The organism is Duganella sp. GW821-FHT07F09 (genome assembly GCF_059418705.1).
Genome location: NZ_JBWKQJ010000001.1, coordinates 875,621 through 896,469 on the forward strand (window position 1 = coordinate 875,621; position 20,849 = coordinate 896,469).

Annotated in this window: 13 protein-coding genes; 12 read left to right on the forward strand and 1 reads right to left on the reverse strand. The window is 68.5% G+C overall.

Features of this window, described 5'->3' with window-relative positions:
- The first annotated feature begins 1 nt into the window (after nt 1).
- The 12 genes from fliI to AC07P1_RS04080 all read left to right on the forward strand — a co-directional run bounded on the left by fliI (nt 2) and on the right by AC07P1_RS04080 (nt 19,543).
- Nucleotides 2–1,447 (forward strand): flagellar protein export ATPase FliI, encoded by a 1,446-nt coding sequence (gene fliI / locus AC07P1_RS04025; protein WP_494694607.1) that lies wholly within the window; start codon nt 2–4, stop codon nt 1,445–1,447.
- A gap of 36 nt (nt 1,448–1,483) precedes the next feature.
- On the forward strand, nt 1,484–1,924 hold the full coding sequence (gene fliJ, locus AC07P1_RS04030; protein ID WP_090322363.1) for a flagellar export protein FliJ: 441 nt from the start codon (nt 1,484–1,486) through the stop codon (nt 1,922–1,924).
- A gap of 37 nt (nt 1,925–1,961) precedes the next feature.
- The gene (locus AC07P1_RS04035; protein ID WP_494694608.1) at nt 1,962–3,641 is read left to right on the forward strand and encodes a flagellar hook-length control protein FliK; all 1,680 of its coding nucleotides are present in this window, start codon (nt 1,962–1,964) and stop codon (nt 3,639–3,641) included.
- A gap of 208 nt (nt 3,642–3,849) precedes the next feature.
- Nucleotides 3,850–4,362, forward strand: coding sequence for a flagellar basal body-associated protein FliL (gene fliL, locus AC07P1_RS04040; RefSeq protein ID WP_494694609.1), 513 nt, complete (start codon nt 3,850–3,852; stop codon nt 4,360–4,362).
- Between the two features lie 28 nt (nt 4,363–4,390).
- Complete coding sequence (gene fliM / locus AC07P1_RS04045; RefSeq protein ID WP_090322379.1) at nt 4,391–5,371, forward strand: flagellar motor switch protein FliM; 981 nt, start codon at nt 4,391–4,393, stop codon at nt 5,369–5,371.
- A 56-nt stretch (nt 5,372–5,427) separates the two neighbouring features.
- Nucleotides 5,428–5,859 (forward strand): flagellar motor switch protein FliN, encoded by a 432-nt coding sequence (fliN, locus tag AC07P1_RS04050; RefSeq protein WP_494694610.1) that lies wholly within the window; start codon nt 5,428–5,430, stop codon nt 5,857–5,859.
- Nucleotides 5,856–6,464 (forward strand): flagellar biosynthetic protein FliO, encoded by a 609-nt coding sequence (gene fliO / locus AC07P1_RS04055; protein WP_494694611.1) that lies wholly within the window; start codon nt 5,856–5,858, stop codon nt 6,462–6,464. The genes fliN and fliO overlap by 4 nt, the downstream gene beginning before the upstream one ends.
- Complete coding sequence (gene fliP, locus AC07P1_RS04060) at nt 6,454–7,227, forward strand: flagellar type III secretion system pore protein FliP (RefSeq protein WP_494694612.1); 774 nt, start codon at nt 6,454–6,456, stop codon at nt 7,225–7,227. The genes fliO and fliP overlap by 11 nt, the downstream gene beginning before the upstream one ends.
- 9 nt (nt 7,228–7,236) lie before the next feature.
- Nucleotides 7,237–7,506: a flagellar biosynthesis protein FliQ gene (gene fliQ, locus AC07P1_RS04065; protein ID WP_209726595.1), complete on the forward strand. Its 270-nt coding sequence runs from the start codon at nt 7,237–7,239 to the stop codon at nt 7,504–7,506.
- Nucleotides 7,507–7,553: 47 nt separating this feature from the next.
- A complete protein-coding gene (gene fliR, locus AC07P1_RS04070) occupies nt 7,554–8,396 on the forward strand; it encodes a flagellar biosynthetic protein FliR (protein ID WP_315218665.1) in 843 nt (280 codons plus the stop codon).
- 84 nt (nt 8,397–8,480) lie between these two features.
- Complete coding sequence (locus tag AC07P1_RS04075) at nt 8,481–17,312, forward strand: SPM autocatalytic domain-containing protein (RefSeq protein WP_494694613.1); 8,832 nt, start codon at nt 8,481–8,483, stop codon at nt 17,310–17,312.
- 143 nt (nt 17,313–17,455) lie between these two features.
- On the forward strand, nt 17,456–19,543 hold the full coding sequence (locus AC07P1_RS04080; protein WP_494694614.1) for a C1 family peptidase: 2,088 nt from the start codon (nt 17,456–17,458) through the stop codon (nt 19,541–19,543).
- 22 nt (nt 19,544–19,565) lie between these two features.
- On the opposite strand, the gene flgL is transcribed toward AC07P1_RS04080, so the two are convergent.
- Nucleotides 19,566–20,822 (reverse strand): flagellar hook-associated protein FlgL, encoded by a 1,257-nt coding sequence (gene flgL, locus AC07P1_RS04085; protein WP_494694615.1) that lies wholly within the window; start codon nt 20,820–20,822, stop codon nt 19,566–19,568.
- Nucleotides 20,823–20,849: the final 27 nt, after the last annotated feature.

The following is a 20,849-nucleotide window of genomic DNA, read 5'->3' on the forward strand; positions in this document are numbered from 1 at the left end:
CATGAACGCCGCCCGCGACAAAAACCCCAACGACGCGGACGCCCCCGCCAGCGCCAGTCCGGCCACACATGCAGGCCGCTGGAAAGCCTATCTGGGCGACTGCGGCGCGCTGGTCGGCTTCGTCGAACCGATGCAGATCTCCGGCCGCGTCACCCGCGTGGCGGGCCTGGTCATGGAGGCGGTCGGCCTGCGCCTGGCCGTCGGTGCCGCCTGCACCGTGCCGCTGCCCGGCGGCGGCAAGATCGAGGCGGAAGTGGTCGGCTTCGAGGGCGAGCGCCTGTTCCTGATGCCGCAAAGCGATGTCGAGGGCGTGGTGCCCGGCACCCGCGTGTTCCCGGTCGAACCGGCCATCCCCAAGCCGGGCACCGTGGCCCATCCGCGCCGCCGCCCCAGCGACCGCGCGCGCCACCTGCCGGTCGGCCCGGAGCTGCTGGGCCGCGTGCTCGACGGCGCCGGCCGCGTGCTCGACAACCTCGGTCCGCTCAACGCCTCCGACAGCGCGCCGATCAACACCCGCCCCGCCAACCCGCTCGGCCGCGCGCCCATCGTCGACACGCTCGATGTCGGCGTGCGCTCGATCAACGCCATGCTGACGGTCGGACGCGGGCAGCGCATGGGCCTGTTCGCAGGCTCCGGCGTCGGCAAGTCCGTCCTGCTGGGCATGATGGCGCGCTACACCGAGGCCGACGTCATCGTCGTCGGCCTGATCGGCGAACGGGGACGCGAGGTCAAGGAATTCATCGAGCAAATCCTCGGACCCGAGGGCCTGGCGCGCTCGGTGGTCGTGGCCGCGCCGGCCGACACGCCGCCGCTGATGCGCCTGCAAGGCGCGGCCTACGCCACCGCCATCGCCGAGCACTTCCGCGACAAGGGCCAGAACGTGCTGCTGATCATGGACTCGCTGACCCGCTACGCCATGGCGCAACGCGAGATCGCGCTGGCCATCGGCGAGCCGCCGGCCACCAAGGGTTATCCGCCGTCGGTGTTCGCCAAGCTGCCGGTGCTGGTCGAACGGGCCGGCAACGGCGAGGTCGGCGGCGGCTCGATCACCGCCTTCTACACCGTGCTGACCGAGGGCGACGATCAACAAGACCCGATCGCCGACTCGGCGCGGGCGATTTTGGACGGCCACATCGTGCTCAACCGCCGCCTGGCCGAGTCCGGCCACTACCCGGCCATCGACATCGAACAATCGATCAGCCGCGCCATGCACTCGATCACCTCGCACGAGCACCAGCAGCGCGCGCGCCACCTGAAACAGTTGTTTTCCCGCTACGAGCGCAGCCGCGACCTGATCAGCGTCGGCGCGTATGCCCCCGGCACCGACCCGGTATTGGACCAGGCTATCGTGCTGCACGATCGGATAGAAAACTTTCTTCAGCAGCAAATCACCGAACGGGTCACCATGGACGAGAGTTTGGGCCAACTTACCTCTCTGTTCGACTGATGGACGCGGTACGCCGCCACCTATAATTGATTCACTATGGCATCCAAAGCGCAACTTGAAACCTTGATCGACCTGGCCCGCCGGGAAACCGACGATGCGGCCAAGCGGCTCGGCGCATCCTTGAAAGCGGTGGACGAAGCCACGCAAAAGCACCAGATGCTGGTCGGCTACCGCGACGAATACGTCAAGCGCTTCGAGGAGGCGCAGGCGGCCGGCATCACGCCGATGGCCTACCGCAATTTCCAGGCCTTCATGGAAAAGCTGGACGTGGCCGTCAAGGGGCAGCTGGAGATGATACGGCACGCCGAATACCGCGCCGACCAGGAAAAAGCCGCGTGGCAGACCGCCGAGCGCAAGCGCATGTCCTACTCCACGCTGAACGAGCGGGCGGACGCCGAGGCGCTCAAGCTGGAAAACAAGCGCGACCAGAAGCAGATGGATGAACACGCAGCACGACAGGCTTATTACAAGCGTTGACCCGAAATCAGTTGAACCCTACCGACACGGCGCGATCATGCAAACCACCAATCTCCAACTTCCGACGCTGAACGCCAACGCGGTCTCGGCACCCAAGGCCAACCTGAACCTGGGCGCGGGCGGCGACAACAACGCGTTCAAGAAGGCGCTGTCGCGCGAGATGGATCAACGCCAGGCCAACAACACGAATATGATCGCCAAGACGCCGGACCGCCCGGCGCCGGCCTCGCGCCCGTCGGCGCCGAAACAGACCGCGCCGACCAAACCGGCGCAGCCACAGAACCAGCAGGCCGACGCGGCCGACAAAGCCGCGCAGCCGGCCGTGCGCGGCGAGACAACAACGACCGCCGCGCCGACCGCTCCCGCTAAAACCAGCGCCGGAGACAGCGGCACCGATGGCGCCAGCGACAGCGCGACCAGCGACGCCCAGGCCGCCAAGTCGGCCGATCCGGTGGCCGATATGCTGGCATTGGTGGCAGCGTTCAATCAACCGCCCGTCCCGGCCGCCAGCGCGCCAAGCGAGGCCTCCGCCGCGATAGGCGGCAAGGCCGGCGCCAGCGCCGCCGCGCTCGCCGCGGAAGCGGCCGCCGCCGCAGCGGAACTGGCCGCCGCCAAAGCGGGCGATGCCGCCATCGACGCCGAGGCCCTGGCCGCCGCCGGCGACCCGGCCAAAACCGCCGACGCCGGCGCGCTCGACGACGCCGCCCTGTTGGCCGCCAAGGCCGGCGCCGGCGCCGATGCCGCCGCCGACTTCAAAGCCGCGCTGACCAACGCCGGCGCCGGCGCGCAGGCGGTGGCCGATGCCGCCGCAGCGGCAGCGGGCGCCAAGGCCGCCGCCGATGCCGCCAACGCCGCCGGCAAGTTGATACCTGTACCGTCCAACGCCGTGCGCGGCATCGCCGCCGGCACCGACGCCAATCCGGGCGCGGCCGGCTTGGACGACAAGGCCGGCGCCACCGCCGTGTTGAAAGACACGGCCGCGACGGGCGCCGATGCCGACGCGGGCGCGGCCACCAGCGGCAAGGCCGCGCCGGCCGCCGACTTCCAGCAGCAACTGACGCAGTCACAGCAAGCCCAGCAGCATCAATCGGAGGCCGCGCTGGCCGCCGCCGCGCCGCGTTCCGCCGCTGCCGCTAGTGCCGAATCCTTGCCCGTGCCGAGCGAGACGGCGACCACCGCCCTCGCGCCCACCGCGCAGGCGGCGCTGGAGACCGCCAAGGCGGCCGTCGCCGTGCCGACGGACAAACTCACCAGCCGCGTCGGCACCCAGGCATGGGACCAGCAGTTGGGCCAGAAAGTGATCTTCATGGCCGCCGGCGGCGAACAAAGCGCCACCATGGAATTGAATCCGCCGGACCTCGGTCCGCTGCAGGTCGTGCTGAGCGTGAACAAGGACCAGGCCACCGCCGCCTTCAGCTCGGCGCAGCCGGAAGTGCGCCAGGCGCTCGAGGCGGCGCTGCCGAAGCTGCGCGAAATGATGAGCGAGGCCGGCATCCAGCTCGGCAGCGCGACGGTCTCGGCCGGAATGTCGGACCAGAACAACGGTTTCAACCAGCAAGCCGCGTCCATGCAAAACGATAACAACGGCCAGCGCGGCGGACGCGCCGGCGGCAGCGGCCTTGCCGGCCGTGGCGACGGCGACGACGGCGGCAACGCCGCGCGCGCCGCCACCCCGGCGCGGCGCGTGCCGGCCGGCGCGGTCGACACCTTCGCCTGAACGGCGGCGGCCGGCGCGCCGGGAACGGCGGCGCGGCCCTCACGGTTTTGTTGTCGGTTCAACTATGGAAGCGTCAAGCAGCCACTGGATCACCGTTCTTTTCGGCATTTCCAACCGCGCAGGCACAACCGATAATGACATAATGGCGAAATGATCCATTCGTCCCATACGGGCAAAGGCAAGGGTAATTTTGAAAGCGAATCCAAAAGTGAAAGCTGATCAGAAAGTTGAAGCGCCCGCGGGCGGCGGCAGCAAAAAGCTGATCATCATCATCGTCGCGGTGGTGCTGTTGCTCGGCGCGGCCGGCGGCGGCGCGGCCTGGTTCTTCATGCACGGCAAGGAAGAAGCGCACGAGGAAGAAGACAAGCCGGCCAAGAAAAAATCGGCCAAGAAGGCCGGGCCGTCGGAGTACATCCCGGTCGAGCCGTTCACCGTCAACCTGCAGCCGGGCGAGGCCGGCGGCGACCAGTATCTGCAGCTGGCGTTCACCTTGGAAGTGGGCAGCCTGGAAGAGGCGGACAACCTCAAGAAGAACATGGCCAAGGTGCGCAACCGCGTGTTGCTGCTGTTGTCGAGCAAAAAAGCCGCCGACATCAACACGCCCGAGGGCAAGGTCCAGCTGTCCAAGGAAATCACCGAGCAGTTGTCGGAACCGTTCGAACATCGCGGCGACAAGCAGGACATCATCGATGTGCTGTTCACGTCGTTTATCATCCAGTAAGCAGCAGTTGACAGGTAAGTAATCCACCATGGCCGATAATTTTCTCTCCCAGGAAGAAGTCGATGCCCTTCTGAAGGGCGTCAACGGCGACCAGGACGACGCCCAGCAACAAGAGGACGTGGCCGGCGTACGGACCTACAACCTGGCCACGCAGGAACGCATCGTCCGCGGCCGGATGCCGACCCTGGAGATTATCAACGAGCGTTTCGCGCGCCTGCTGCGGGTGGGCCTGTTCAACTTCCTGCGCCGCAGCGCCGAGGTGTCGGTCGGCTCGGTGCGGGTGTCCAAGTACAGCGAATTCATCCGCAATCTGGTGGTGCCGACCAACCTCAACCTGGTGCACATGAAGCCGCTGCGCGGCACGGCGCTGATGGTGTTCGATCCGGGCCTGGTGTTCCTGCTGGTGGACAACCTGTTCGGCGGCGACGGCCGCTTCCACACCCGCGTCGAGGGCCGCGACTTCACCCAGACCGAACAACGCATCATCCTGCGCATCCTCGATATCGTGTTCGAGGCCTACACCAAGTCGTGGGAGCCGGTTTATCCGGTCGAGTTCGAGTACATCCGTTCGGAGATGAACACGCAGTTCGCCAACATCGCCACCCCGAACGAGGTGGTGGTGGCGTCGACCTTCACGGTGGAGCTGGGATCGGTCTCCGGCCAGATCCACTTCTGCATGCCGTACTCGATGATCGAGCCGATCCGCGATTCGCTCACCTCCAGCCTGCAGGGCGAGGCGCTGGAGGTCGATAAGCGCTGGATCCGCCTGATGACGCAGCAAATCCAGATCGCCGAGGTCGAGGTGGTCGCCTCGCTGGGCACGGCCAAGGTCAATTTCGACGAGATCCTCAACATGCGGGTGGGCGACATCATCCCGCTGACGATCCCGGAGATGATCTCGGCCACCGTCGACGGCGTGCCGGTGATGGACTGCAGCTACGGCGTGATGAACGGACAATATGCGTTGAAGGTCGAGAAATTGCTCTCCAATGCAGAAAACCTTAAATAAGACCTTAAATAAGACCGGGGCGTTGGCCGCCGGTAACCGCAACACAGGAGAGAAACATGTCGGATAATCAAGACGACGATCAAAGCATGGACGACCCTTGGGGCGCCGCGATCGCCGAGCAAGCCCAGGCCGAGGCGGAAGCGTTGCAGGCGCAACAAGCGCAGCAGGCCGCCAGCGCGGCCGTCTTCAAGGACTTCTCCGGCTCGCCGAGCAAGACCGAGACCCACAACGACATCGACTTCATCCTCGACATCCCGGTCCAGCTGACGGTCGAGCTGGGCCGCACCAAGATCGCCATCAAGAACCTGCTGCAACTGGCGCAGGGTTCCGTGGTCGAGCTCGACGGCATGGCCGGCGAACCGATGGACGTGCTGGTCAACGGCTGCCTGATCGCCCAGGGCGAGGTGGTGGTGGTCAACGACAAGTTCGGCATCCGCCTGACCGACATCATCACGCCATCCGAACGTATCCGAAAACTGAATAAATGAAGCACGGACCGACCCTCTCCCTGATCCTCGCGGCGGCCCTGGCCGCCGCGCCCGCGATGGCGCAGACCACCACCGCCGACAAGGCCGCCGCGACCTCCGCGCCGGCCGCCGCCACCCCGGCGCCGACCGTGACGCCGCTCGTCCCGGCAGCCGAACCCTCGACCGCCCCCCCCAACGCAGCGGCCGCGACGGCGCCGGCCACCCCGGCCGCCACCCCGCCCGGCCCGCTGGCGATGACGATTCCGACGCCGCCGCCGGCGGCCCCGGGCGCCGGCAGCCTGATGCAAACCACTTTCGCGCTGCTGTTCGTGCTGGCGCTGCTGGTGGGCGGCGCCTGGTTCCTCAAGCGCTTCGGTCCGAAGAACCTGGGCGGCGCCGGCGGCACCGTCAAGCTGGTCGGCTCGCTGAGCCTGGGCACGCGCGAGCGCATCCTGGTGGTCGAGGTGGGCGACCAGTGGATCGTCGTCGGCGCCTCGCCGGGCCGCATGAACGCGCTGGCGACGATGCCGCGCCAGGAAAACGCCGAAGCGGTGCCGGCCACCTTGCAGACGGCCAACTTCGCCGAGTGGTTCAAACAAACGATCGACAAGCGCAATGCGAAATAAAACGCAGGGCAACAAGTCGCGCGCGCTCAAAGCGCTGCTGCTGGCCGGCGCGCTGGCGCTGCCGCTGCTAGCGGCGGCCCAATCGAACATCGGCATCCCGGCGCTGAACGCCACGCCGGCGCCGGGCGGCGGCACCAACTACACCCTGCCGCTGCAAACCATGCTGTTGATGACGGCGCTGTCGTTCATCCCGGCGGCGTTGTTGTTGATGACTTGTTTCACCCGCATCATCATCGTGCTGTCGCTGCTGCGCCAGGCGCTGGGCACGCAGTCGGCGCCGCCGAACCAGGTCATCGTCGGCCTGGCGCTGTTCCTGACCTTGTTCGTCATGGGACCGACCTTCGACAAGATCTACAACGAGGCCTACCTGCCGCTGCAGGAAAACAAGATCACCATGACCGAGGCGATGGACAAGGGCGCCGCCCCGCTCAAGACATTCATGATGAAACAGACCCGCCAGGCCGACCTGGCGCTGTTCGTCAAGCTCTCGCGCAGCCCGGCGCTGCAGGGGCCGGAGGACGTGCCGCTGCGGATTTTGGTGCCGGCGTTCGTCACCAGCGAACTGAAGACCGCGTTCCAGATCGGCTTCGCCATCTTCATCCCCTTCCTGATCATCGACATGGTGGTGGCGTCGGTGCTGATGTCGATGGGGATGATGATGATGTCGCCGGCGGTCATCTCGCTGCCGTTCAAGCTGATGCTGTTCGTGCTGGTCGACGGCTGGCAGTTGCTGCTCGGCTCGCTGGCGCAAAGTTTCTACTAGGAGGCCGCGATGACACCCGAAAGCGTCATGACGATGGGCCGCCACGCGATGGAGGTCACCCTGATGATCGCCGCGCCGATGCTGCTGGTGGCGCTGATCATCGGCCTGGTCGTCAGCATCTTCCAGGCCGCCACGCAGATCAACGAGGCGACGCTGTCGTTCATCCCCAAGCTGGTCGGCATCTTCGTCGCGCTGGTCGTGGCCGGCCCGTGGATGTTGTCGGTCATGCTCGACTATATGCGCGAGGTGTTCGGCGGCATTCCCAATCTTGTTGGCTAAATGCTATTAGTTCCGCAAAGAAATGTAACTGTGGGTAACAAACCCTCATGATTACCATCGCCAGTGCCGATATCAACATGTGGATCGCAGGATTGCTGTGGCCGCTCACGCGCATCCTCGGCCTGCTGGCGGCCGCCCCGCTGTTCGGCAACAAGGCGGTGCCGGCCAGCGTCAAGGTGCTGCTGGGGGTGATGCTGGCGGCGATCGTGGCGCCGGCCGTGCCGGCGCTGCCGGCGACCGATCCGATGTCGCTGGCCGGGCTGCTGATCCTGGCGCAGGAGATGCTGATCGGGCTGGCGATGGGTTTCAGCATCCGCATCATCTTCGCCGCGGTCGAGATGGCGGGGGAAATCTCCAGCCTGACGATGGGCCTGGGCTTCGCGACGTTCTTCGATCCGAACACGCAGGGGCGCTCGTCGGCGATCAGCCAGTTCCTGGCGCTGGTGGCCACCCTGGGTTTCCTGTCCGTCAACGCCCACCTGGTGCTGCTGTCGGCGCTGGTGGAGAGTTTTTCGTCGTTGCCGGTGTCGGCCACGCCGATCTACAGCGGCGGCTTCAAGCAGTTGGCCGACTGGGGCGGACGGATCTTCAGCACCGGCGTCCAATTGTCGCTGCCGATCGTGGCGGCGTTGTTGATCACCAACGTCGCGCTCGGGATTTTGACGCGCGCGGCGCCGGCCTTGAATTTGTTTGGTATCGGTTTTCCGATCACTTTAGGTGTGGGTTTGCTGGTGGTCGCCATGACACTGCCGTACCTGGCGACGCCGGTACAGAACCTGTTTTTGGATGGCATTGAACGGGCGCGGCTGATGCCGCGCACCTGGTCCCAACGGCCCCCTCCCGTCGCCCCGGCAAGCTTGCCGAACCGACAACCGGGCCCGGCGCCATAGCGACGTTCAATCGCCTTTCGGTAGTATTTGGTTTCCATGTGGCAATTTAGTGCGTATCATGGAAGCTCCCCGGGAGACCCAGTAATGACTTCGCTCATATCCAGCTTTACCACAGACCAGATCATCAGTCTTTCGACGACTGACATCGCCGGCCTGTCGACCGAAGACATGCGGGCCTTCAGTTCCGACCAGTTCGCCGTGCTGAACACGGCGCAGCTGCGCGCCATCGGCACCCGCCAGCTGAGTTTCCTGAGCGCCGACGGCCTGGCCGGCATGACCACCGACCAGGTGCCGGCGCTATCGCTGCCCCAGGTGTCGGCGCTGACCACCCTGCAGATCGCGCTGCTGAGCACCGACCAGCTCGTCGCGCTGAGCACGCGCGAAATGACCGCCCTCACCAGCCGCCAGCTCAACACCCTCAACCACCTGCAGGTCGCCGCGCTCGAGACCGACGACCTGCGCGCGCTGCAAACAATCCAGATCGCCACGCTCGGCTCCGACCAGGTCGCCTCCCTGACCACCGACCAGCTCAACGCGCTGGCCACGCGCCAGCTGGTCGCGCTGAGCACCGGCGCCATCCAGGCGCTCGGCCCCGACCTGCTGACCTCGCTGGCGACGGCCGCCATGGCGCGCCTGACGAGCCAACAGATCAACGCCTTGACGGCCGAACAACTGGCGCTGGTCTCGACCGACCAGATCGCCGGCCTGGGCACCTTGCAGATCAGCGCGCTGGCCACCGCCTCGCTGGCCGTGCTCACCAGCGACCAGATCGCCGCGATCGAGACGCGCGACCTGATCTGGATGAGCTCGGCCCAGATCGCCCTGCTCAACGGCGACCAGCTCGCCGGCCTCACCACCGACCAGGCGCACGCGCTGCGCAGCAACGCCGTCGCCGCCCTCACCGTCAACCAGTTGCCGGTGCTGACGACCGACCAGATCGTCGCGCTGGCGTCGCTGGCTCCGCTGAACTCGGCGCAGATGGCCGCGCTTACCACCGACCAGCTCGTCGCGTTGACGACCAGGACCGTTTCCCTGCTCAGCAGCGCGCAGTTGGCCGCGCTGCTGCCCGAGCAGGTGCAGGCGCTGACCACCGACCAGGTCGCCGGTCTGACGACCGCCCAGGTCATGGCGCTGGGCACGGCCATGGTCGCCCAGTTGACCACCAACCAGGTGGCCGCGCTCGAGACGCGCGACCTGGCCCGGCTCACCAGCGGCCAGATCCGCGTGCTCAACAACGACCAACTGGCGGCGCTGACCACCGACCAGATGGTCGCGCTCAGCAGCGACAACCTGGCCGCGCTGCTGCCCGAGCAAGTGGCCGTGCTCAGCACCGACCAGGTCGCCGCGCTCAAGAGCCTGGCGCCGCTGGGCACCCTGCAGATGACGGCGCTCACCACCGACCAGATCGTCTCGCTGGAAACGCGCGACCTGGTCAACCTGACCAGCACCCAGCTGGCGGCGCTGACCGCCGAGCAGGTCCAGGCGCTGACGGCCGCGCAGATCATCGACCTGACCGCCGCCCAGTACCGCGGTTTGAGCACCGCCATGCTCAACGCGCTCACCAGCGCCCAGATCGGCCAGATCGAAACGCGCGACATCGCCGCGCTGCAATCGACGCAGGTGGCGCGCCTGTCGACCGACCAGATCGTCGCCCTCAATTCCGACCAGTTCGGCGCGCTCGCCAGCGCCGCCGTCGCCGCCCTCGACACCGACCAGATCGGCGTGCTCACGAGCGACCAGGTCAACGCGCTGTCGACCCTGTCCATGCTGTCGAGCGCCCAGATCACCGGCGTCACCACCGGCCAGCTGGCGTCGCTGACGACGCGCCACCTCGGCACGCTCACCAGCGGCCAGCTGCGCGCGCTGTCCTTGGAACAGGCGCAATCGCTGACGACCGACCAGATCGTCGCGCTGAGCGCCGCGCAGCTGCGCGGCCTGGGCTCGGCGACGATGGCCGCGCTCTCGACCGACCAGATCGCCGCCATCGAAACGCGCGACATCGCCGGCCTCGACACCAACCAGATCGCCCAGCTCACCAGCGACCAGATCGCCGCGCTGGGCACCGCCCAGGTCGCCGCGCTCGACACCGCCGGCACCGCCGCGCTGTCGACCGACCAGATCGTCGCGCTGTCCACCGACCAGATCGACGCGCTGCGCTTCATCGCCGCGCTCTCCACGCGCCAGGTGCGCGCGCTCACGACCGCCCAGGTCGCCAGCATCACGACGCAGGACTTCAGCGCGCTGGCCACCCGCCAGTTCGGCGCCCTCGACGGCGACCAGTCGGCCGCGCTCACGACCGACCAGATCGTCGCGCTCAACAGCGCGCAACTCGCGGCGCTCAGCACCGACGCCGTCGCCGCGCTCACCACCGACGCCATCGCCGCCATCGAAACGCGCGACTTCCGCGCGCTGCGCACGGCGCAGCTGGCGCGCCTCGGCACCGACCAGATCGTCGCGCTGACCACCGCCCAGCTGGCCGTGCTGGGCACGGCGGGCATCCGCGCGCTCAACGCCGAGCAGTTGGCAGTGCTCAACAGCGACCAGATCGCCGCCTTGAGCGCGCTCACGCCGCTGACCTCGCGCCAGATGGCGTCCTTGACGACCGACCAGATCGCCCAGATGGGCACGGCCGACTTCGCCTCGCTGCAAACGGCCCAGATCGCCGCGCTCAGCGTCGAGCAGGCCGCCGCCATGACCAGCGACCAGGTGCAGGCGATGACGACGGCGCAACTGCGCGCGCTGGGCACGGACCGCATCGCCGCGCTCGGCACGGACCGCATCGCCGCGCTGCGCCTCGACGAGATCGTCGCGCTGAGCACGCGCCAGATCACCGCGCTGGGCAGCGACCAGCTCGACGCGCTGAGCAGCCGCCAGCTGCGCGCGCTCACAACGGCCGAGGTGGCCGCGTTGACGGCCGCCCAGATCGCCAGCCTGGACGACGCCCAGATCGACGCGCTGGCCACGCTGGCCGCGCTGACGTCGCGCCAACTGGGCGCCTTCAGCACCGACCAGCTGTCGCACCTGAACCTGGCCGACCTGCGCACCCTGCGCTCGAACCAGATCGCCGCCCTCAACAGCGACCAGCTGATCGCGTTGACCACCGACCAGATCGCCGGCCTGGCCACCGCCCAGGTGCGCGGCGTGTCGACCGCCAACATCGGCCTGCTGACCACCGACCAGATCGTCGCGCTCAGCTACACGGTGCTGGCCAGCCTGTCGACGCGGCAAGTGGCCGCGCTGTCGACCGACCAGGTGGCCTCGTTGACGACCAACCAGATCACCGTGCTGACGACCCAGGAGATCGCCGCGCTGACGGCCGAGCAAAAGGCCGCCCTCACCAGCGACCAGCTCGGCGCGCTGTCGTCGCTGGCGAGCTTCTCGACGGCCTCGATCGCCGCGCTCACCACCAACCAGATCGCCTCGCTGTCGCTGGGCATCCTGGCCAGCCTGACGACGCGCCAGATCGCCGCCCTCACGACCGACCAGATCGGCGCCTTGACCACCAACGCCGTGGTGGCGCTGAGCACCGCGCAGATCCGCGCGCTGGGCTCGGCCCAGATCGCGGCGCTGAACTCGGACCAGGTGCCGGCCATCGAGCTGGCCGACGTGCTGGCGCTGTCGACGCGCCAGATCGCCGCGCTGACCACCGACCAGCTGGGCCGGCTGACCAACACCCAGTTCGCCACGCTGAGCACGCAGCACATCGCCGCCTTGACCACGCGCCAGATCGCCGCGCTCACGACCGACCAGGTGGCCAGCTTCGCCAACCTGGCGCCGCTGACGAGCCGACAGATCGCCGCGCTCACCACCGACCAGATCGCCAGCCTGGCGCTCGACAAGATCACCACGCTGCGCACCAACCAGATCGCCGGCCTGACCAGCGCCCAGGTGGGCGCGCTGACGACCGACCAGATCGTCGCGCTGAGCACCGGGCAGGTGCGCAGCCTCAACGCCGCCACCCTGGCCGCGCTGTCGACCGACCAGGTGGCCGCGATCGAGGCGGTCGACATCGCCGCGCTCGGCACCAACCAGATCACCATCCTCAACAGCGACCAGCTGGCCGCGCTGACCGCCGGCCAGTTCGCCGCGCTGAGCACGCGCGCCATGGCCAGCCTGAAGAGCGCGCAGATCGCCGCGCTCTCGACCGCGCAGCTGGGCAGCCTGGTGTCGCTGGCGCCGTTGACCACCCTGCAGATCCGGGCCTTGACCAGCACCCAGATCGACAGCCTGGGCCTGGGCCAGATCACCACCCTGGGCACGCGCCAGCTCAACGCGCTGGCCAGCGCCCAGTTGCAGGCGATCAGCACCAACCAGATCGTCGCGCTCGAGACGCGCCAGGTGCGCGGCCTGTCGACGGCCGCGCTGGCGGCCCTGACGACCGACCAGATCGCCGCGATCGAACTGGCCGACATCGTCGTGCTGCGGACCGACCAGGTCGCCGCGCTGACGACCGACCAGGTCTCCGCGCTGACCCTGGTGCAACTGGCCAGCATGACCAGCCAGGAGATCGGCGCGCTGACCACCCGCCAAATCGCCGTGCTGAGCAACGCGCAGTTCGCCGCGCTGGGCAGCCTGGCCAGCCTGAGCACGCGCCAGGTGGCCGGCCTGTCGAGCGACCAGATCCTCGCGCTCACGCCGGACCAGTTCGCCGCGCTGCGCACCGCCCAGATCGCCGCGTTCACCACCAGCCAGATCCAGTTCTTCACCACCGACCAGATTCCGGCGCTGACCACCGCGCAAATACGGGCCTTGTCGAACGCGGCCATCGCCGCGCTCACCACCGACCAGATCGCCGCGCTGGCCGGCGACGACCTGGCCGCACTCAGGACCAGCCAGCTCGTCGTGCTGGGCAGCGACCAGCTGGCGGCGCTGTCGGCCGACCAGTACAACGCCCTCACCAGCAGCGAGATCTCGGCGCTGACCACGCGCCAGATCGGCTACCTGACGGCCGACCAGTTGGCCGCGCTGTCGAGCCTGAAGCCGCTGACAAGCGTGCAGATCGCCGCCCTCAGCACCGACCAGCTCGGCGCGATGTCGGCCGAGCGCTTCGCCACGCTGGGCACGCGCCAGCTGGCCGCGCTGACGAAAAACCAGGCCGGCGGCCTGACCGCCGCCCAGCTGGTCACGCTGTCGACCGCGCAGATCCGCGCCATCGCCACCGCCCTGCTGTCGCGCCTGGACCCGACCCTGATCGCGCAGATCGAGGTCGAAGACCTGGCCGCGTTCACCACCGCCCAGCTGCGCTCGCTCACCACCGACCAGATCCTCGCGCTGACCCTGGACCAGTTGCACGCGCTCAGCAGCGCCGACATCGCCGCCTTCTCGCAGACCCAACTGGGCGCGATGACGCCCGAGCAGGCCGCCGCGCTGGGCAACCTGGCCGACTACACGACGGCGCAGATCGCCGCCATGTCGCTGGCGCGCATCGCCGCGCTGACGGCCTCCGACATCGAACTGCTCAACTCGCGCCAGATCGGCGCGCTGCAGACCGAGCAGATCGCCGTGTTCAGCGCCGAGCAGCTGGTCGCGCTGAGCGCGGCCCAGGTCGGCGCGCTGAGCCTGGCGGCCGTGCGCGCCCTCACGCTCGAGCAAATCGCCGCCATCGAGGCGGCCGACATCCCGGGCATGAAGACGGCGCAGATACAGGCGCTGTCGACCGACCAGCTGCTGGCGTTCACTATCGACCAGATCGGCGCGCTGACAAGCCAGGAGGTGGCCAGCCTCAAGCTGCAACAGGTGAACGCGCTCAGCGCCGACCAGTTGCGCGCGCTCACCAACATCCGTGCGCTGACCACCGCCCAGGTGCGGGCGCTGACCGGCGACCAGCTGCAGGCGCTGTTGCCCGACCAGATCGCCATCCTGCGCACCGCGCAGATCGCCGCGCTGAGCAACACCCAGGCGGCGCTGCTGACGACCGACCAGATCGTCGCGCTCACCGCCGCCGAGCTGCTGGCGCTGACCACGCGCGCGCTGGCCGCGCTCACCGCCGAGCAAATCGGCGCGATCGAGCTCGGCGACATCGCCGCGCTGCGCTCGACGCAGCTGATGTCGCTGGCGACCGCGCAGATCGCCGCCCTCAGCCTCGACCAGATCGGCGCCATCACCACCGGCGCGATCAGCGCGCTGACGGTCAACCAGGTGCGCGCGCTGAGCGTCGACCAGATCATCAATCTGAGCCCGGGGCAGGCGGCAGCGCTGTCGACCAAGGCCATCGCCTCGCTCAGCATCGAACAGTTCACCGCGCTCGAGCCGCTCGACCTGGCCGCGTTCAAGACCGCCCAGATCCGCGCGCTCACCTCCGCCGAGGTCAGCAGCATGACCAGCAGCCAGCTGCTGGCGCTGACCGCCGCCCAGGTGGCCGCGCTCAGCCCGGCCCAGCTCGCCTATCTGACGCCGGAGCAGTTCGCGCTGCTCGACGTGATCGGTTCGTTCAGCACGGCCCAGGTGGCCGCGCTGAGCACCGATCGCATCCAGGCGCTCAACGACACCCAGCTGGCAGCGCTCAGCAGCAGGCAGGTGGGCGCGCTCACCAGCCGGCAGGTGCAGGCGCTGACCACCCATCAGATCCAGGCGCTGTCGGTCAACCAGTGGCGCGCGCTGGGTACCGCCGCGCTGCGCGGCCTGTCGGGCGAGCAGATCGCCGCGATGGAGATCGAGGACCTGTCGGGTCTGCGCGCCAGCCAGTTCTCGACCCTGTCGACCCTGCAGATTTCCCAGTTGAGCGTCGACCAGTTCGGCGTGCTGTCGACGGCCGAACTGGCGTCGCTGACGGCGGCCCAGATGAAGGCGGTGTCGAACGAACAACTGGCCGGCCTGACCACCTTGTCGGCCTTCACCACCGCCCAGGTCAGCGCCTTGACCACGGACCAGTTGGTCGCGATCGGTATGGACCAGCTCGCCACGCTGCGCTCCGCCCAGGTCGGCGCGCTCACGCTCACACAGATGCGCGGCATCACCACCGACCAGTTGGTGGCGCTGAGCACGGCCCAGGTGCGCGCCATCAACCTGACCGCGCTGGCCGGGCTCAGCACCGACCAGATCGCCAGCATCGAGATCGAGGACATCGGCGCGCTCAGCGATGCCCAGGTCGACGCCCTGACCCGGCCCCAGATCGCCGCGCTGACACTGGCGCAGGTGGCCAACTTCAACACTTCGCAGATCGAGGCCATCAGCGTGGCCGACATCGGCGCGTTGTCGACCGGCCAGATCAACAACCTGCGCACCTTGGGCGCGTTCAACGGCGCCCAGGTGGCCGCGCTGACCACGCAGCAGATCGGCGCCATCGATGGCGAGCACTTCGCCACGTTGCGCTCGGCGCAGCTCAGCGGGCTAAGCCTGACCCAGGTGGCGCAACTGACCGCCGGCCAGCTCGGCGCGGTGAGCACCCGGCAGTTGCCCGGCTTGAATCTGGTGGCGCTGAGCACGCTGCAAATCGGCGCGCTGAACGTGGCGGCCGTCGCCGGCCTGAACTCGGCACAATTGAGTTCGCTGAAAACCAACCAGCTGGGCGCGCTCACGATCGAGCAGTTCTCGGCGCTGAGCACGCGCACCCTGGCCGGGCTGGACGTGACCAAGGTGCGCGGCCTGACCGCTGCCCAGCTCGGTTCGCTCACCTCGTTGAACACCTTCACCGCCGGCCAGATCACCGGTTTCACGTCGGCGCAGATCGCCGGCCTGGGCGCCGAGATGATCGGCAACCTGCGCACCAATCAACTGGCCGCGCTGGGCGCGGCGCAGGCGCTGGGCCTGACCACCGGCCAGATGGCGACCTTGGAGGCGCCGCAGGTGGTGGCGCTGAACGCGTCGGTGTTCAACGCGTTGAACTCGGACCAGCTCCAGATGCTCGACGCCAACGACATCGTCGCGCTGCGGACGGCGCAGGTGGCCGCGCTGTCGGCCGCCACCATCGCCAACCTGAGCGCGCAACAGGTCGCCGCGTTCACCACGGCGCAGGTGCGCTCGCTCAAGGCGATCCAGATCGCCGCGCTGACGTCCGACCAGGTCGCCGCGCTGACGGTGGCCGAGCTGTCGGCCTTCACGATGACACAGGCCGGCGCGTTCACCGCCGACCAGCTCGCCGCGCTGAGCGACGAGCAGCGCGCGGCGTTGCTGACCAGTCCTCTGATCCTCGACCTCGACGGCAACGGCGTGCGCACCCTGGCGCTGGAGGCCGGCGTGCGCTTCGACCTGCACGCCGACGGCCAGCAGGTCGCCACCGGCTGGGTCGGCCAAGGCGACGGCCTGCTCGCGCTGGACCGCAACCATGACGGCACGATCAACGACGGCGGCGAGCTCTTCGGAACCAGCACCAGCACAGCCACCGGCGGCGGCAAGGCGCGCGACGGCTTCGCCGCGCTGGCCGACATCGACGCCAACGGCGACGGCGTCGTCGACGCAAAGGACGCGCAGTTCGGCGACCTGCGCGTGTGGGTGGACGCCAACGCGGACGGCGTCAGCCAGGCCGGCGAGCTGCAATCGCTGGACGCGCTGGGCATCACCGGCATCAACGTCGGCGCCACCAAGGCCAGCGAGCTGGACAACGGCAACTGGATCGGGTTGCGCTCCAGCTACACCACCGCCGACGGCGGCGTCCACCAGGTGGCCGACGTCTGGTTCCGGGCCGAGCGCGCCACCCCGGCGGGTACGCAGGTGGGCACGCAGGTGGGCACGCAGGTAAGCGCGCTGACACAGGCGCTGGGCGGCTACGCCCGGGCGCAGGCGACGCCGGACATTGCGGGAGGCCAGTTGACGATGCCTGCCGGCATGCCGACAAGTGCGCTGGGCGGCAGCGTCGCCGCCCTGGGCGAGCAGATGCGGCAGTACCAGGCAAGCACCGGCTTGAGCGGCGGCGCCACGGCGCATACCGACGAGTGGTTCCGCAAGCCGGCGCAACCGGGCATGCTGGCGGCCAAGTAAGGCCGCGCGGTCAACATGGGGAGCAACGGAAGCGGCAAGCGCCATGCTTGCCGTTTTTTTTGCGCCGTCCGTTTGCACTTTGTAATTTACACAACGTTGATTCCTTCGTAGACTAGCGTCGATACCTCCACCGGCCGACCAGCATGCCCACGCGAAAAATCAAGATCGGCGCCAAGACCGTCCAACTGGACGCGCGCCCGGACCGGCTCGACCTGCGCGACCGCCCGTACGCGCCGCCGATCGCCTCGCTGCCGCCGCGCTGGCCCGACGACGCCGCGCTGCGCAAGCTGCTGCCGCCGTATATCAAGCAGGGCCTGGTGCTGGACCAGAAAAAGGATGGCGCGTGCACCGGCTACGGTCTGGCGGCCGCCGTCAATTTCCTGCTGTGGACGAACACGAAAAACAAAAAGGATTTCGCCGGCGTCAGCCCGCACATGCTGTACGACCTCGCCCGTTTCTACGACGAATGGCCGGGCGAGGATTACGACGGTTCGAGCTGCCGTGGCGCCATGAAGGGCTGGAACAAGCACGGCAGCTGCGCCGGCGCGCTGTGGACGCGCAGCGTGCACGCCGCCGGCGCCAGGGCCTACCGCCCGGCCGCCGACTGGGCGCGCGACGCGCTGGCGCGCCCGCTGGGCACCTATTACCGGGTCGACAGCGCCTCGGTGACCGACATGCAGGCGGCCATCCACGAGATCGGCGCCATCTACGTGTCGGCCGCCGTGCACGACGGCTGGGCGCTCGACGCCAGCCCGCCACAGGCGCCGGGCAAGGGCCACGACGGCCTGCCCGACATCGCCTGGCGCGAGGGCGAAGAGGCGACCGGCGGCCACGCTTTCGCGCTGGTCGGCTACAACGAGCGCGGCTTCGTGGTGCAAAATTCCTGGGGCACGGACTGGGGCGCGGGCGGCTTTGCGGTGCTGGGCTATCACGACTGGCTCGCCAACGGCACCGACGCCTGGGTCGCCGCGCTGGGCGTGCCGCAGGTGGAACAAGCGCTGCCACCGTCGCGCGCGCGGCGCATCGGCCACTCGCTGGTGTCGGGCGAGGTGCGTGCACACAGCGGTCCGCCCACCGGTCCGGCCACGGCGGCGGCCCACCCATGGACCACCGACGCCGCCTACGAGCACGCGCTGGTGGCCGGCAACAACGGCGCGGTGCGCATCGGCCGTCCCGACATCGGCCGCGCCGAAGACCTGGTCGAGCGGGTGGCGCTGGACAACATCGACCGCTGGCTGCGCGGCGACGGCGCCGCCGGCAAAAAAATCGTCATCTACGCGCACGGCGGCCTCAATGCCGAGGACGACGCGATCCGGCGCATCCGCGTCATGGGCCCCTACTTCCTGGCCAACGGCGTCTATCCGCTGTTCTACACCTGGCGCACCGGCATCCTCGACACCGTGGCCGGCGCGCTCGACGACGCGCTCGGCATCGTGCCCGGGCAGGCCCTGTTCGGCGGCCCGGTGGCCGAGGCCCGGGACAAGCTGCTGGAGGCGGCCGCCCACAACATCAAGTGGGCGTGGAACGAAATGAAGGCCAACGCCGCCGAGGCGGCGCTGGCCGGCGGCGCGCTGCACCTGCTGGCCGCCGCGCTGGTGCGCCTGCGCGCCGCCCACCCGGAGCTGGAGCTGCACCTGGTGGGCCATTCGGCCGGCGCCTTCGTGCACGGCCACCTGCTGGACCTGTGCCAGGCCGCCGCCGTGCCGGTCGCGTCGGTGACCCTGTACGCGCCGGCCTGTTCGCTCGACTTCGCCGCGCGCCACTACCAGGCCCGGGTGGCCGACAAGTTCGTCGCCGCCGACCGCTTCTGGCTGCACCTGCTGTCGGACGTGAGCGAGCGCGCCGACACGGTCGGGCCGTACGGCAAGTCGCTGCTGTATCTGGTGAGCCGGGGCTTCGAAAACCAGCGCAAGACGCCGCTGGCGGGCCTGCAGCGCCTGCTGTACCGGGGCGCCAACCAGCACGACGACGATCTATGGAAGCCGGCCGACTGGCCGCGGGTAAAGGCGTGGCGCGCGTGGGTGGCGGCGCTGCCGCCGCAGGCCGACGGCGCGGCCGCCTGCGAGGTGACGAGCGACCGCATCAGGGTCTCGGCGACGCGCACCGAGCAGGCCAGCCACGGCGGCTTCGACAACGATATCCGCGTGCTCGGCCGCACCATCAACCGGGTGCTGGGGCGCTCGCCGGCCGCGCCGCTGGCGGTGCCGGTCGCGGACCTGCGCTATGACTAACTCAGGCGACTAGGTGATGTAGCTAAGTGATGTAATTAAACAGCGACAGGCCGGCCATGGTCTTGAACGACTTCTGCGCCGCGTCCAGGTTGGTCTGCTGCTGCGTGAACAGCGAGATCGCCTTGACCACGTCGACGTCCTGCAACCCGGACAGGGTGGTCGCGTATTGCAGGTTCAGGTCGTCGCCGGAGCTGTCGAGGTAGTCGAGCTCCTTGAGGCGCGAACCGACCGCCGACTCGATCGACAGCATATTGTCGTAGGCGTTGTCGATGTTCAGGTGCGCCTGGTTGAGCTTGTTGGTCAGGCTGGCCTGGCCGGCCGGGCCGTCGCCGGGCGCGCGCAGCGCGGAGATGATGTCGGTGACGGTGGTAAACACCGATTGCTTGGTGCTGGGCTCGACGCTGAAGCTGTCGAGATCGGCCGGATCGCCCTTGATATCGAACTGCAAGCCGTCAAAGGTGATGTTCTGGCCGCTGACATAGGGCTGCGGCACGGCCGGCACCGGCGTGGCGGGCACGGGCTGGTTCAAGGTCAGGTCGGTGACGGTGTAGGTGGTCACCTTGGGCACGCCCGGCGTGGCCGGCACCACCTGGAAATCGATCTGGTAGCGGTTGCCGGTCAACTGGGTGGCGTCCTTGACCGAGCCGCCGCTGATGATGCCGTTGCCGCCGCGGTCGAAATTGCCGGGCGCCGCGCCGGTGACGAAGGTGCCGTTGCCTGTGGCGTTGTTCTCATACACGGACGCGCCCGAATCGCTGATCGGCAAGGTGCGCGTCGAGCCCACCTGCAGCGAGCGCTGACCCTGGTCGCCCTGGTAGGCGGCGCCGGTGGCCGTCTGCGTGAACGGCAAGGTGGTCGATTTATAGCCGGAAAACACATAGCCGCCGACCCCGTCCGAGCTGTTGGCCTGGCCCAGCAGATCCTCCAGCCTGCCTTCGAGCTCGACCGCCAGCGACTCGCGGTCTTTCTGGGTCATGCTGCCGTTGCCGGCGTTGACCAGCAGCGTTTTGATATCCTGCATGATCGTGCCCGAGCTGTGCAGCGCCACCGTTTCCAGCGACAGCATGCTCTTGGCGTTGGCGCGGTTGGTCACCAGCTGGGTATTGATGCCCTGCGACTGCGTCACCTCCAGCGCGCGCGCGGTGGCGATCGGATCGTCGGCGGCGGTCAGATTCTTGCGCCCCGTGGACAACTGCGACTGGGTGCGCGCGAGCGCCGACTGCAGCGAGCTGATCTGCCCGACGCCGACGTCGTAGATGGTCTTGGAACTGATGCGCATGATCATGATGCTACCTCTTTAATTTTG

Bases quoted from the DNA above. Each gene is read 5' to 3' on its own strand.
- fliI (WP_494694607.1), top strand. From the start codon at position 2: ATGAACGCCGCCCGCGACAAAAACCCCAACGACGCGGACGCCCCCGCC.
- fliJ (WP_090322363.1), top strand. From the start codon at position 1,484: ATGGCATCCAAAGCGCAACTTGAAACCTTGATCGACCTGGCCCGCCGG.
- AC07P1_RS04035 (WP_494694608.1), top strand. From the start codon at position 1,962: ATGCAAACCACCAATCTCCAACTTCCGACGCTGAACGCCAACGCGGTC.
- fliM (WP_090322379.1), top strand. From the start codon at position 4,391: ATGGCCGATAATTTTCTCTCCCAGGAAGAAGTCGATGCCCTTCTGAAG.
- fliN (WP_494694610.1), top strand. From the start codon at position 5,428: ATGTCGGATAATCAAGACGACGATCAAAGCATGGACGACCCTTGGGGC.
- fliO (WP_494694611.1), top strand. From the start codon at position 5,856: ATGAAGCACGGACCGACCCTCTCCCTGATCCTCGCGGCGGCCCTGGCC.
- fliP (WP_494694612.1), top strand. From the start codon at position 6,454: ATGCGAAATAAAACGCAGGGCAACAAGTCGCGCGCGCTCAAAGCGCTG.
- fliQ (WP_209726595.1), top strand. From the start codon at position 7,237: ATGACACCCGAAAGCGTCATGACGATGGGCCGCCACGCGATGGAGGTC.
- fliR (WP_315218665.1), top strand. From the start codon at position 7,554: ATGATTACCATCGCCAGTGCCGATATCAACATGTGGATCGCAGGATTG.
- AC07P1_RS04075 (WP_494694613.1), top strand. From the start codon at position 8,481: ATGACTTCGCTCATATCCAGCTTTACCACAGACCAGATCATCAGTCTT.
- AC07P1_RS04080 (WP_494694614.1), top strand. From the start codon at position 17,456: ATGCCCACGCGAAAAATCAAGATCGGCGCCAAGACCGTCCAACTGGAC.
- flgL (WP_494694615.1), bottom strand. From the start codon at position 20,822: ATGCGCATCAGTTCCAAGACCATCTACGACGTCGGCGTCGGGCAGATC.